Genomic DNA, 13,986 nt, shown 5'->3' on the forward strand with positions numbered 1-13,986 from the left:
TGTCCCATGAGTAAAATAAAATCCTCTTTCTTTTGCCAGCAATGTGGTTATGAAAGTGCAAAATGGCTGGGTAAATGTCCGGCATGTCAACAGTGGAATACTTTTGTGGAAGAGATAAAACAAACAGCAACAAAACAAAATGCCACACCCTGGCAGTCTGATCATAAATCTTCCAAACCTGGCGTAACCCGCCTGCAGGACATTTCAGTTACCAAAGAGAACAGGATCATTACTCCCGATACAGAATTGAACCGCGTGCTCGGTGGCGGGATAGTTGCAGGCAGTATAGTACTGGTTGCCGGCGAACCAGGTATCGGTAAATCCACGTTGTTTCTCCAGATCGGTTTACAACTTCAACAAATCAGGGTACTGTATGTAAGCGGCGAGGAAAGTGAACAACAGATCAGGATGCGAGCCGAACGGCTGGCGTTCAGCAGTGAAGAATTTTATCTCCTTACGGAAACCAACACCCAGCAGATTTTCCAGGAGATCAAAAAACTGAAACCCGACCTGGTAATCATTGATTCCATCCAGACTCTCCATACCTCACACATAGAATCGTCTCCCGGCAGTGTGTCACAAATCCGCGAATGCGCCGCCGAGTTGCAACGTTTTGCCAAGGAATCCAATACACCGGTATTCCTCATCGGCCACATTACAAAAGATGGCGCAATTGCCGGACCAAAAATCCTGGAACACATGGTGGATACCGTATTACAGTTTGAAGGCGACCGCCATTATGCCTACCGCATTCTGCGCACACTCAAAAACCGCTTTGGCAGTACAGCCGAATTGGGGATCTATGAAATGAGTTCTTCCGGTATGAAAGGTGTACTCAACCCCAGCGACATCCTTCTCTCCCATAAGGAAGAACAACTGAGTGGTATCGCAATAGCCGCAACCATAGAAGGCATGCGCCCTTTCCTGATAGAAGTGCAGGCCCTGGTTACTCCATCCGTTTATGGCACACCGCAGCGCACGGTGAGTGGTTTTGACCTCAGGAGATTACAGTTGCTGCTGGCAGTACTGGAAAAGAGAGGCGGATTTCAATTCGGCACCAAAGACGTATTCCTCAATATTGCAGGTGGACTGAAAGTGGAAGACCCGGCGATTGACCTTTCCGTTCTTTGCGCTTTGCTGAGCTCCTATACCGACATACCGGTTCCCCATACGATCTGTTTTGCCGGGGAGGTCGGACTCAGTGGTGAAATCAGGTCTGTCAACCGGATTGAACAAAGAATCGCTGAAGCTGAAAAACTTGGCTTTGAAAAAATCCTGATCTCCCGTTACAACCAGAAAGGTATGGCTAAAACAGGATCGCATATTGAAGTTGTTCCCGTCAGCCGGGTGGAAGATGTGTACAGGTTACTGTTCTGATAAAAGGGTGTAATCACGCTTCCCAGCCTTTGGATGATTGGCTATTTTGTTCAATGGTTAAATCATCCTTCAGGAATATTCTCTCTTCATTCGGTCATCTTGTTTTTCCATACAACTGTGCAGGTTGCGGAACCGATATCCTGGAGCCGGGCGAAGGAATCTGTTCCCAATGTATTTCGCTGCTGCCGGTAACAGGTTACCTGCAACAGGATACCAATGCGGTAGAAGAGATATTCCGGGGCCGCATCCACCTGGAACATGCGGCAGCCTGTTGTTTCTTCACCAAAAAAAGCCGGGTACAACAATTAATGCACCAGGTCAAATACCAGTTCAGAAAAGATGCAGGCAGGCAACTGGGAAGATGGATGGGTTACCAGTTGCTGAAATGCCCCTGGTACCATGAAGCAGATCTGCTGCTGCCCATGCCGCTCCACCACAAACGAAAACTGCAACGGGGTTATAACCAGGCTGAGTTGCTCTGTAATGGCATTTCCGAAATTACAGGGAAGCCATGTTTGCCGGAAACAGTTTACCGGCAATCTGCCACCAGTTCACAGACAAAACAACACAGGGAGGAAAGATGGGATAACATGCGGCAGGCTTTCGGCATCAAAGATGAAAACAGCCTGGTCAACCGGCATGTATTACTGGTGGATGACGTGGTTACCACCGGAGCCACACTCGAGGCAATGGGACGGCAATTGTTGCAGGTACCCGGATTGAAACTCAGCATCTGTTGTTTCGCATATACCCTGCCGCATTAAATAATTTTTCCTGTTGGTAGCGGCTGGATTATTTTTGATCATATGTGGCGTTACCTCTTTTCAATTGTCCTGATCACCATTATTATGGCTTCCTGCAGCAAGGACAACCTGCTGACCAGTGAAGACGCAAGCCTGGGAACAACTGCAGATACGCTTCACTTCGATACTGTCTTTACCAATACCGGTTCCATCACCCAACGGTTCAGGATTATCAACACCAATGACCAGAAGATCAGGCTCAGTTCGGTTAGCCTGTCCGGGGGAAATAATTCCGTTTTCCGTATCAACGTCAACGGAGAAGCCGGTCCGCTTGTTACCGATATTGAAATTGCAGCCAATGACAGTGCGCAGGTATTTGTAAACACCACTGTTCCGCCTAATACCGCCAACCTGCCATTTATTATTAGGGACAGCATCCTGATCGAATGGAATGGTAACAAAAGATGGGTACAACTGGATGCCTGGGGACAAAATGCCCGCTATATCCGTAACGGGAATATCAATATGAATACGGAATGGAATAATGAACTGCCCTATGTGATCATCGGCCCAATGACCATTGCCAAAAATGTGAGGCTGCACATAACCAAAGGCACTCATATATATATGCATTCAGATGCTCCCATACTGGTCGATGGCAGCCTGGTGGTGGATGGCGATACAGCGATGGCCGACCGAGTGGTATTCAAAGGCGACCGGCTGGATGACCCTTACAGGGATTTCCCTGCCGGCTGGCCGGGTATTTATTTTCGCAACAGCAGTAAAGCTAACCGTCTTGATTATGCGATCATTCAAAACGCTTACCAGGGCATGGTGGTGGAAGGTCCGTCAGGATCGGCGACCAGCAAGCTTGTGTTGAATCAATGTATTATTGACAATGCCTGGGACGCGGGCCTGCTGGCAGTGAACAGCTCCATTGAAGCCAACAACTGCCTGATCAGCAATTGCGGTAAAAGTGTACAACTTATATATGGTGGCAATTACCTCTTCCGTCATTGCACCATTGCAGCATACAGCAATTCATGGATGTTACACAAAGACCCTGTTCTATTCCTGAGCGATGGCATCCGGATCAACAATACAGTACAAACCGCACCTATGCAGGCCAGGTTCATCAATTCCATATTCTGGAGTGATGGCGGGACCGTGGAAAACGAAGTAGTGGCGGTGAAGGAAGGAACTGCGTCCTGGCAGGTATCCTTTCATGACGGGATATGGAAGATGAAAAATCCGGGTGAACACATCAGTGCCGTTAACATGCAGTTAAATGCTGACCCGCTTTTTGAATCCACTGCCGGTGCCGTCACCAGTTATAATTTCCGCCTGAAAAGTGGTTCCCCGGCAATAGACAAGGGACAGCCGGTTTCTCTTCCCACCGACCTGGATGGCCGTCCGCGAAACAACGGCTTACCTGATATTGGGGCTTTTGAAAAACAATAATCCCGGATATTTGTAATTCATCCTGAAAACTTAACAAACATGCTCAAAACATTAATGATTTCCATGATACTGGTTGCCACCATGGGCATTTACGATTTCAAACTCAACGGAATCGATGGCAAGCCCCTGGACCTAGCCACATACAGGGGTAAGAAAATGCTGATTGTGAACACAGCCTCCAAATGCGGGTTTACCAAACAATATTCGGACCTGCAGGAACTGCACGAAAAATATGGCAGCAAGATTGCGGTGATCGGTTTCCCTGCCAATAATTTCATGGGACAGGAACCGGGCTCCAACGCGGAGATTGCAGAGTTCTGTAAAAAGAATTTTGGCGTAAGCTTCCCGCTCTCTGAGAAAATCTCCGTAAAAGGCAGCGATATCCATCCTTTATTCAAGTACCTGACGGAGGAAGCGGAGAAAATGGGCATTAAAGATCCCATCAAATGGAATTTCACCAAGTTCCTGGTAGATGAAAATGGCAAACTGCTGGCCGTATTTCCGAGTAAGGTGAAACCAACAGATGAAGCCATTACCAAATACCTGAATTAGTATATTCGCCGCATGGTATTTGCCGAAATTGCAGGACAATCTGAAATAAAAGAAAAATTAACCGAGATGGTTCAGCAGAACAGGCTGAGCCATGCGCTTTTATTCCTGGGAAAGGAAGGCAGCGGAGCATTGCCGCTGGCCCTGGCCTTCGCCCAGTATATCGTATGCGAAAAGGTGTCTGACATGTATTACGGCAATACCGCCACCGCTGCCAGCCCCTCGCTCTTCGGCGACGCCTCCTCCTCTCCCGATACCCCTCCCCCAATGCGCTCTGATGCCTGCGGTATTTGTTCCGCCTGCTTAAAAGCTGCCGCGCTGGTACACCCCGACATACATTTTTCCTACCCGGTAATCCCGAAAAAATCGGGCGACAAACCGGTCAGTACGGATTATGCAACTGAATGGCGGGAATTTGTAAAGCAAATGCCCTATGGCAACCTATACGACTGGCTGCAAAGCATCAATGCGGAGAACAGGCAGGGGAATATCACGGCAGACGAATGTAATGAGATCATCCGCAAGTTAAGCCTGAAGACCTTTGAGAGCAGGCATAAGGTGCTGGTGATGTGGATGCCCGAAATGCTGGGCAAGGAAGGGAACAAATTGCTCAAGCTCATTGAAGAACCGCCACCCAATACGCTGTTCCTGCTGGTTGCGGAAAATGAATCGATGATTCTGCAAACCATTTTATCGCGTTGCCAGCTGGTGAAGATACCTGCCCTCAGCGATGCTGAAATTGCCGATGCGCTACATCAAAGGGCAGGTGTTGCAGTGGAACAGTCCAGGCAGATTGCTGCCATCTGTGAAGGCAATTACCGCGAGGCATTGCAGCATCTGCACCATGCCGGTGACGACTGGCAGCACCTGGTGCGGGAATGGCTCAATGCCATTCTTAAAAATGGTCCTATTTCACTGGTAAAATGGATCGAGGAAGTCAGCAAACAGGGCAGGGAAAAACAGAAGCAGTTCCTGAGGTATTTCAACCACCTGCTGGAGCAGAGTGTAAGGATCAGGATATTGGGAGAGAACAGCGAATGGGCATCGCGCCTGCCGGTTTCGGAAAAGGATTTTATTCTTCGTATCAATAAGATGGCCAACCTGGAACAGCAGGAAGCCATTGTGGAGGAATTGGACAAAGCAGCCTATTATATTGAAAGAAATGCTAATGCGAAAATGCTTTTCCATGCCCTCAGTCTCAAGCTGTTCCATATTCTGCGCGATAAAGCCACGGTAAAGCCATGGTAGTTTTCGCCTATATTTGTAAAATCTAATTAATTCACATTCATTTTATTATCTATATATGGGTTGTAGTAGTTGTGGAACCGGGAAACCGAATGGTTGTAAAAGCAACGGAGGATGTTCCTCCGGCGGTTGCAACCGGATGAATGCCTTCGATTGGTTGCAGAACCTGCCATTTGCCGATACGGAATCTGCCTGTAAGGTGGTGGAAGTATCTTTCAATAACGGAAGCCGGAAGGATTTTTTCAGGAATAATGCCCTGCAGCATTTTGACAAGGGTGAGCAGGTTACGGTAGAGGGTGTAAGCGGTGTGGATGTAGGCGAGATCAACCTTACAGGAGAAATCGTACGCCTCCAGCTGAGGAAAAGGGGTATCAATGAATTTGACCCTGAAATGAAAAAAGTTTTGCGCAGGGCCAACGAACGGGATCTTGAATTGCTGAAAGTCAACAAGGCCCGTGAAGCAGAAGCGGTGATTCGTGCCCGTGCCATCGCCCGCCAGTTGAAACTGGAGATGAAGATCAGCGAAGTGGAGATCCAGGCGGATGGGCGGAAAGCGACCTTCTTTTACATTGCTGATGACCGGGTTGACTTCCGTGAACTGATCAAGATATATGCCAGCGAATTCAAGGTTAAGGTGGAAATGCGCCAGATCGGCGCCCGGCAGGAAGCCGCAAAAGTGGGTGGCATCGGCAGTTGCGGTCGCGAGCTCTGCTGCAGTACATGGTTAACGGATTTCAAAAGTGTTAACACCACGGCGGCACGTTACCAGAACCTGAGCATCAACCAGACCAAGCTCAGCGGCCAATGCGGCCGGCTGAAATGCTGCCTCAATTATGAATTGGATACCTACCTGGATGCTTTGCAGGGTTTCCCAGACAGGGCAGATACCATCAGGGTAGCCAGGGGCACAGCAAACCTGATCAAAAAAGATATTTTCAAGAACCTGATGTGGTATGTGTTGCCGGAAAGCAATAAACAATACCCCCTGACCATTGAAAGGGTTCGAAAGATACAATCCCTCAATGCACAGGGCATCACACCCGATGAACTGGAAGCGGTTGATGTAACCAGCTCCAAACCTAAGGAAGTGGAACCTGAATTTGTGGATGTGGTTGGCCAGATCAGCCTGCGCAGCCTGGAGAAAAATGACCGTCGCCGCAAGCAGCAGCAACAGCAGCAGAGGCAGAAACCGGCTGGACCCAGGGCCGGTGGAGGTCAGCAGCCGGGCAGGGAACCAAGGGAAGCCCGTGAACAACGTGAGCCGCGCGGACAGGTTCCACCACAGGGAGGCCAGGGTGGAAGGCAGGGACAACAACCGAAGCCACAGGGGCAACAGCCTAAACAACAGCAGGGACAGCCAAGGCCACAGGGACAGCAGGGGCAGGGCCGCCAGCAACCAGGCGGAGATCGTCCGCAGGGAAATCGTCCGCAGGGGGAACGCCCGCAGGGTGGTCGTCCGCAGGGTGGAGAAAGGCAACAACGCCCACCCAGGCAGGGAGGGCAGCAAAGACCAGGCGGCCCGGACAGGCAGGGTGGTGAAAGACCAGATTCGGGTGCAAACACTCCCAGGAACGAGGGACCAAAAGAATAAACAATACATTGGAAAAGGCTTCTGACGTTTATGATGACTGAATTGGTAATCGGAAACGTCAGAAGCCTTTTTTTAATCCCGGTAATTCAATGCCGGTGCGCGGTCGCCCAGCAGGGGAATATATTTAAAGCCGGCACCCCGGGATTGGTCAAACTCCAGCTTTGCCTTTTGCAGTTCTGAAGGATTCATTAATAAATCAATAGCGGTCAATGCCATCGTCTTGGCAGCAACCATCATACCCTTGGTACCGATTTCCGTACCCCCGCTGGCAACAGCCTGCCAGCTGTGGGCTGGTGTTCCGGGAACCCATGTAGCTGCCTGCAGTCCAACCGTTGGCACGGTATAGCTTACATCTCCCACATCGGTGGAACCCATCGTTTCACCAGACTCCTTATTGAGCGGTTGTACCTCCCCGGCAGATGCAACTGGTGGTGCTGCAAATCCTAGTCCGGCCTGAATTTTCCTTGCAAAATCCAACTCGTCTGCAGTATAGTTCACCCCGCCCACTTTTACCAGGTTCTGCTGCATCAGATCAGCCAGGGTGTTATTGATCAGCAGGTCGTGGGTTCCCCCAATGATTTCATGGTCAGTGCGGGTACCGGTACCCAGGGCCGCACCATCTGCTGCTTTGGAAATGCGGTCAAAAATCTCCATCACAACGTCCCTTTTGGGGTGTCTTACATAATAATAAACTTCTGCAAAATCCGGGACCACATTGGGAGCTTTGCCACCGCTGGTAATCACATAATGAATCCTTGCATTGGAAGGAACATGTTCCCGCATCATATTCACCATATGGTTCATGGCTTCCACCGCATCCAGAGAGGACCGGCCTTTATCCGGGGCTGCCGCTGCATGCGCGGAGGTCCCGTAAAACCGGAACTTGGCAGATTTATTGGCCAGTGCACCATCTACCCAGGTAGTATTCTGATCAGAAGGGTGCCAGTGGATCACCGCATCCACACCGTTGAACAGACCGGCCCTCACCAGGTACACTTTACCCGAGCCGCCTTCCTCCGCCGGGGTGCCATAGACTTTGATGGTACCCTTCCATTTATTCTGGTCGATCAGCTGTTTCAGTTCGATTCCGGCAGCAACCGAAGCCGTACCAAATAAATTATGCCCGCAACCATGTCCCGAGGCCCTTCCTTCAGCAGGCTTTTTTTCGGGTATAGCTTGTTGTGAGAGACCAGGCAATGCATCATATTCCGCAAGGATGCCGATAACAGGCTGACCGGTTCCGTAAGTTGCCACAAACGCCGTGGGTATGCCCGCCACTCCGCTTTCCACCTGGAATCCTTTATCTTTCAGTGCCTGTTGCAGAAGCGCAGAACTCTTCTGCTCCTTATATCCCAGCTCGGAATAGTCCCATATCCGCAAAGCAATATCTTTATAGTAGCCATATTGCAAATCGAGGTCCTGCTTAGCCTGTTGTTTCCACTTATCGGCAGCGGGTGCCGGTTTTTTTTTCTGGGCCTGGAGATGGGAGGAGCCCAGGATCATCAAAGCGGGTACAAAAAATCTTAACCTGTAAAACATATTGAGGGATTGATTGTACAATTTAAAGTATTTATGAAAAAATCAGTTATTGCCATTTTACTGTTTTTATGCTGCTGGCTGGTATTTGCGCAAAGCTGCCTGACTTTCCGTACCCCGGATAAAAAAGCAATCAGCGGTTTCGCTAAAAAAGGAGTGGAACTCAGGTCGTTTACGGATCGCAATGATGGCAATACGATACATTATGTCCAGACCGGCTCAGATACCATGCCTACCCTCTTATTTATCCATGGCACTCCCGGCAGCTGGACAGCTTTCGAACCCTACCTGCTTGACAGCTCACTAAGGAGTCGTTTCAGGCTGATCAGCATCGACAGGCCCGGATTTGGGTACAGTAATTTCGGGAAGCCGGAAAACCTCGCGGAACAATCCAGGCAGATGGGACCGGTGATACAAAAGTTGAAAAACGGGAAGAAATTCCGCATGCTTGGTCATTCACTCGGGGCACCAATGGCACTGCAATTGCAGCTGGATTATCCCGGGCTGGCAGATGAAATATTCCTGTTAGCAGGAAGTATTGACCCCGCGGCAGAGAAGCCCGAGAGATGGCGCTACCTGGCAGCAAAAACCCCGCTCAACTATTTACTGCCGGGTGCTTTCAGGCCCTCCAACCAGGAGTTGATTTACCTGAAATCGGACTTAAAAAAATTATCGCCGAGGCTGGGTGAAATCAATTGCCCGGTTTATTTTATCCATGGCAGGAAAGACAGTTGGGTTCCTCCTGTCAACGTTGATTTCGGTTTGAAAATGCTGGTCGGCGCACCAATCAGGGATACCACCTGGTTAGGCGGCGGACATTTCATCCCCTGGACCCACTTTGAAGAAATCCGGGAGATACTTCTTTCCATAAAAAATGGTGAATAGCGCCGGCCATTCACCATCCAGGATTCAACATTTTTAGTCTACCATCCATCGCCGTCAAGCACATTGCCCAGTCCACCCAGTATGCCACCTTCTTCCTTCCTGTTGGTGGTTCCATATTGCATGATCCTGCTGGCCAGTCGGCTGATAGGCAGGGTTTGGATCCATACCTTACCTGGTCCGCGAAGGGTTGCGAAGAAGAGACCTTCACCACCGAAAATGGTATTCCGGATACCGCCCACAAACTGGATATCGAAATCTATGGTTTGCGTATAAGCCACTACACAACCGGTGTCAAGTTTCAGCACTTCACCGGGTTGCAGTTCCCTTTCAAAAACGTGACCACCTGCATGAACAAAGGCCATGCCGTCACCCTCCAGCTTTTGCATGATGAACCCTTCCCCGCCAAAAATACCGGTACCGAGTTTGCGTTGCAGGGCAATTCCCACGCTTACTCCCTTGGCAGCGCAGAGGAATGCATCCTTCTGGCAAATTATACGTCCGCCCAATTGCAGCAGGTCAAGTGGAATGATCTTTCCCGGGTAGGGTGAAGCAAAACTCACCCGTTTTTTACCATGTGAAGTATTGGTAAATGCGGTCATAAACAAACTCTCGCCTGTGAGTATGCGCTTTCCGGCACTCATCAGTTTACCAAAAAATCCGCCTGATTGCTGTTGTGAGCCATCACCGAAAATGGTTGCCATCTGGACCCCATCGTCCATCATCATAAAGCTGCCGCTTTCTGCAATGGCAGTTTCGTTCGGATCCAGTTCAACTTCTACGAACTGCATCTCTTCGCCGTGAATGTGATAATCTATTTCGTGGTTACTTCTCATCTGCCAAAATTATGAATTACTAAAAATATTTTTCCATTTCTATATCAATACATTTTCCCATCAGAACCAGCTGCCTGCCCATGCCCTGTATGCCGGATCACTATCATTACCGCGTACTTTTCTCTTTCTCCTGACCACTTTAATTCTCTGTTTGAACATGGTATAAAAAACAAGTATCAGGAATATGAGCGTCAGGGGCGGAATGCCCAGCATACTGATCCATTTGCCGCCAAACTGGTTTCGCATTGGCCTGCGGAGTCTTTCAGCCATCAGGTACATGGCCGGCACAACAACCAGGGTCATAAAGAACGCGAATGTCAGACCAAAGATGATAGTCCATGACAACGGTTTCCAGAATACGGCATTATCACCGCCGAAGAAAATATGCGGATTCAGTTCGGCAAACAGGGTAATGAAATTAATATTAAACCCTACTGCAAGCGGTATCAGGGCAAGAATGGCGGCAAGGGCCGTAAGCAGTACAGGAATAATACGGGTCTTACCGGCAGCAATAACCGCTTCCCTGGTTTTCATACCCCTGGCCCTCAGTTCATCGGCAAACTCGATCACCAGGATACCATTTTTCACTACAATACCTGCAAGGCCGACAATACCGATGCCGGTCATTACTACGCTCACTTCCATGCGGGTAAGTGCAAAACCCAGCAACACGCCAATTACGCTGAAAACGATCTCAGTAAGGATGATCACGGATTTACTGATGGAGTTGAATTGCAACACCAGGATAAACAGGATCAGCATCAGGGCGATGGCCAGTGCCCTGGTCAGGAAGGCGCCGGTTTCAGCCTGTTGTTCCCCTTCACCTGTTTGTTTAATAGTTACCCCTTCCGAAGTCATCCTGAAATTGTCAATATGTTCCTTGATACGCTGGTTCACTTCTGTAGGTGTGAAATTGGACAGCACGTTGGATCGCAGGGTGATCACGCGCTTATGATTCTTTCTCTTCACGCTTCCCAGGGTGCTGGTATAATCCACCGTAACCAGCGAGCTGATCGGAACACGCTTGATCTGGCCACCACTGGCAAAATCACGGAAAACTATACTCATATTCAACAGGTCCACCAGGTTGGTTCTTTGCAGTTCGCTGTTGCGAAGTTGTATCTTGTATTCATCCTCGCCATCCTTGATCTTGGAAATCTCCCGGCCAAACAGGGCAGTTCGGATCTGCATACCCACCTGGGCAGATGAAACCCCTTCGATCAGTGCACGCTCACGGTTAAGTGTAAGCGAAATTTCTGGGTTATTCAGGTCCACGTCCATTTTCAGTTCTTCGACACCGGCCACCTGGATGGAATCAAGGAAGTTCTTGAGTGAAACGGAGGTTTTGATCAAAGCGTCAAAATCCTCTGAGGCGATTTCGATATTAACCGGGGGATCTGTTGGCGGGCCACCCTGTTCCTGGGCTACACTCAGTTCAGCACCGGGAATTCCTTTCACCACATTGCGGATGGAATCCAGGATCGGTTTGGTGGAAACCCCATGGCGTTTCTCGAATTCAACAAAGGATACCTGGATCCTGCCGAGTTCAGGCCTCGTACTCCGATCGCCACTCATCGGGTCGCTGGCGCCAACAGCCACGTTGGAGATCACCGATTCAACGATCGGGTTTTCTTTCCCGTTTTCCATACCCAGGACTTTATATACCCTCTTCTCCAGGGACTGGGTTATAGAATCGGTGTACTCAACTGAAGTTCCGACCGGTAATTTCAGGTACACGTACACGAAGTTGGGGTCGCCGGAAGGGAAGAATACAACAGGCACTTTCCTTGCACCGAAAAACAGGACGGACAGTATCAGTAATATGAATGTGCCCACCAGGATCTTGACTGGTCGCCAGCCATGAAGTGAGTAACGCAGGAGTGTTTCATACCGGGCCATGATCCAGGGCAGTGCCCTGTCCTGGAACCTGGTGATGATGCCCTCCAGGACATACCTGTTCAGGATACCAAGAAGCAGGAAGAACATGACCAGGTTACCCCAGAAATAATACATATTGGTAGCACCGGGAACATCATTTCCCACATTGGCGCCAAGGCCGATAAGCAACAGTGCAACCACCGCTGCTGCCCAGAACCCTTTGCTTTTAAAGAGTGATGGCCTGGGTCCGTGTTTGTCATCGTGGGTCATGAAATCAACCGCGAATACCGGGTTCATGATGAATGCCACCACTAAGGATGCCGTCAGCGTAAAGATCAGCATGGTAGGCAGATAGATCATGAATTTACCAATGATTCCGGGCCAGAAAAGCAGGGGAACAAATGGGGCCAGCGTGGTCAGTGTACCTGCCAGAACAGGAATGAACACTTCACCGGCAGCCATCATGGCGGATTTCTCGGAGTTGAGTTTTCCTTTCCCCTCCACAAAAATCCGGTGGGTATTTTCTATCACCACAATGGCATCATCCACTATAATACCCAGTCCGAATAACAGGGCAAAGAGCACGATAAAGTTCAGGGTTACATGTCCGCCTACGATCAGGTCGGCCGCAGGTAAAAACAGGAAGGCCACAAACATACTCAGTGGAACGCTGAGGGCAACGAAGAAGGCATTCACCACCCCCATAAAAAACATCAGGATGATCAGTACCAGCACGAAGCCAATTACAATGGAGTTGACAAGGTCATTGAATGAAACCCGGGTCGCCTTGCTCTGGTCACCGGTGATCACCAGTTGGAGGTCCTTGGGAAACTGCGTTGTATGCAATTCTTCCACAACCTTTTTCACGTCATCGGATGTTTCGATCAGGTTCTCCCCTGCCCTTTTAATGATGTTCAGGGTAATCACATTCTTTCCGTTCAGGCGGGCATAACTTTCCTTTTCCTTTACGGTATCCTTAATGGTGGCAACATCCTTCAGGTAAATCGGTGCGCCGCTGGTATTCCGGATGATCAGTTTTTCTATATCGAAAGCTGTTTTGAACTGTCCCTTGAGCTGAAGGTTACGTTTCATGTTACCAACCTCCAGCAGGCCACCTGATATATCGAGGTTTTCTCGGGATACTGCATTGGCGATATCATCAAAAGTCACATTGGAAGCCAGCATCCGGGCATTGTCAACATTGATCTGGAATTCCCTTTCAGGTGCTCCCACAAGGTCAACCCGGTTGATCTGGGGAAGTTCCTCCAGTTTATCCTGCAGTTCATCAGCATAGCTTTTCAATCGCTGCAGGTCATAGTCGCCGCTTACGTTTACATACATGATGGGCTGTTCAGAGAAACTTACTTCGAGTACCGTAGGTTCTTCAGTAAGGTCAGTAGGAAGGTCTTTTTTCGCTTTATCCACCGCATCCCTGACTTTCTGGAGCGCCACATCGGTTGATACATCGGTATCAAATTCAACAATGATGGAACTAAAGTCCTGCTGGGAAGTACTCGTGGTTTTTTTGATCTTGGCACCGGTGATGCCCTTGATCTGTTTTTCAATCGGCCTGCTGACAAGGTTTTCAATATCCTTGGGGGAGTTTCCTACATAAATCGTTTGTACATAGATGGTAGGAATGACAATATCGGGAAACTGTTCCTTGGGCAGTGTTATGAACTGAAACACACCTATCACGCTGACGAATATCATCAGCAGGTAAATGGATGTTTTGTTCCGGATGCTCCAGGTGGTAGGCCCGAACTGTTTGAAAGTATGTTTTATTTTATCTAACGCACTCATAACGGGAGATTATGGTAAACCGCAAAAAAGTTTGTGGTTTGCAGGTTGTAGTTTGAGGTGGTGTTCATCATTTCTGGTGGCAGGC

At 49.2% G+C, this 13,986-nt stretch carries 10 protein-coding genes; 7 read left to right on the forward strand and 3 right to left on the reverse strand.

From position 1 onward, the window contains the following. Positions 1 to 6 precede the first annotated feature (6 nt). The 6 genes from radA (at position 7) to ricT (ending at position 6,966) form a co-directional block, all read left to right on the forward strand. Positions 7 to 1,377: a DNA repair protein RadA gene (gene radA, locus BC349_RS11860; protein ID WP_187256981.1), complete on the forward strand. Its 1,371-nt coding sequence runs from the start codon at positions 7 to 9 to the stop codon at positions 1,375 to 1,377. A gap of 53 nt (positions 1,378 to 1,430) precedes the next feature. Continuing rightward, entirely contained in the window at positions 1,431 to 2,141 is a 711-nt protein-coding gene (locus BC349_RS11865; RefSeq protein WP_187256982.1) for a ComF family protein, read from the forward strand. Positions 2,142 to 2,183: 42 nt separating this feature from the next. After that, the gene (locus tag BC349_RS11870) at positions 2,184 to 3,581 is read left to right on the forward strand and encodes a choice-of-anchor Q domain-containing protein (RefSeq protein WP_187256983.1); all 1,398 of its coding nucleotides are present in this window, start codon (positions 2,184 to 2,186) and stop codon (positions 3,579 to 3,581) included. Positions 3,582 to 3,620: 39 nt separating this feature from the next. Further along, positions 3,621 to 4,133: a glutathione peroxidase gene (locus tag BC349_RS11875; RefSeq protein WP_187256984.1), complete on the forward strand. Its 513-nt coding sequence runs from the start codon at positions 3,621 to 3,623 to the stop codon at positions 4,131 to 4,133. 12 nt (positions 4,134 to 4,145) lie between these two features. Then, positions 4,146 to 5,378 (forward strand): DNA polymerase III subunit, encoded by a 1,233-nt coding sequence (locus BC349_RS11880; protein ID WP_187256985.1) that lies wholly within the window; start codon positions 4,146 to 4,148, stop codon positions 5,376 to 5,378. Positions 5,379 to 5,514: 136 nt separating this feature from the next. After that, positions 5,515 to 6,966: a regulatory iron-sulfur-containing complex subunit RicT gene (ricT, locus tag BC349_RS11885; RefSeq protein ID WP_246456929.1), complete on the forward strand. Its 1,452-nt coding sequence runs from the start codon at positions 5,515 to 5,517 to the stop codon at positions 6,964 to 6,966. A gap of 72 nt (positions 6,967 to 7,038) precedes the next feature. Here the strand turns inward: ricT and BC349_RS11890 are convergent, their stop codons facing one another. Next, positions 7,039 to 8,505: an amidohydrolase gene (locus BC349_RS11890; RefSeq protein WP_222840162.1), complete on the reverse strand. Its 1,467-nt coding sequence runs from the start codon at positions 8,503 to 8,505 to the stop codon at positions 7,039 to 7,041. A 33-nt stretch (positions 8,506 to 8,538) separates the two neighbouring features. Between BC349_RS11890 and BC349_RS11895 the strand changes: the two genes are divergently transcribed. Continuing rightward, positions 8,539 to 9,387 carry an alpha/beta fold hydrolase gene (locus tag BC349_RS11895; RefSeq protein ID WP_187256987.1) on the forward strand — a complete coding sequence of 283 codons (849 nt, stop codon included), beginning with the start codon at positions 8,539 to 8,541 and terminating at the stop codon, positions 9,385 to 9,387. 38 nt (positions 9,388 to 9,425) lie between these two features. On the opposite strand, the gene BC349_RS11900 is transcribed toward BC349_RS11895, so the two are convergent. Together BC349_RS11900 and BC349_RS11905 are read right to left on the reverse strand one after the other, a co-directional pair. Continuing rightward, the gene (locus tag BC349_RS11900) at positions 9,426 to 10,220 is read right to left on the reverse strand and encodes a TIGR00266 family protein (RefSeq protein WP_187256988.1); all 795 of its coding nucleotides are present in this window, start codon (positions 10,218 to 10,220) and stop codon (positions 9,426 to 9,428) included. 60 nt (positions 10,221 to 10,280) lie between these two features. Then, entirely contained in the window at positions 10,281 to 13,901 is a 3,621-nt protein-coding gene (locus BC349_RS11905; RefSeq protein WP_187256989.1) for an efflux RND transporter permease subunit, read from the reverse strand. Between the last annotated feature and the right edge of the window lie 85 nt (positions 13,902 to 13,986).

The organism is Flavihumibacter stibioxidans (assembly GCF_014332695.1).
Classification (GTDB): domain Bacteria; phylum Bacteroidota; class Bacteroidia; order Chitinophagales; family Chitinophagaceae; genus Flavihumibacter; species Flavihumibacter stibioxidans.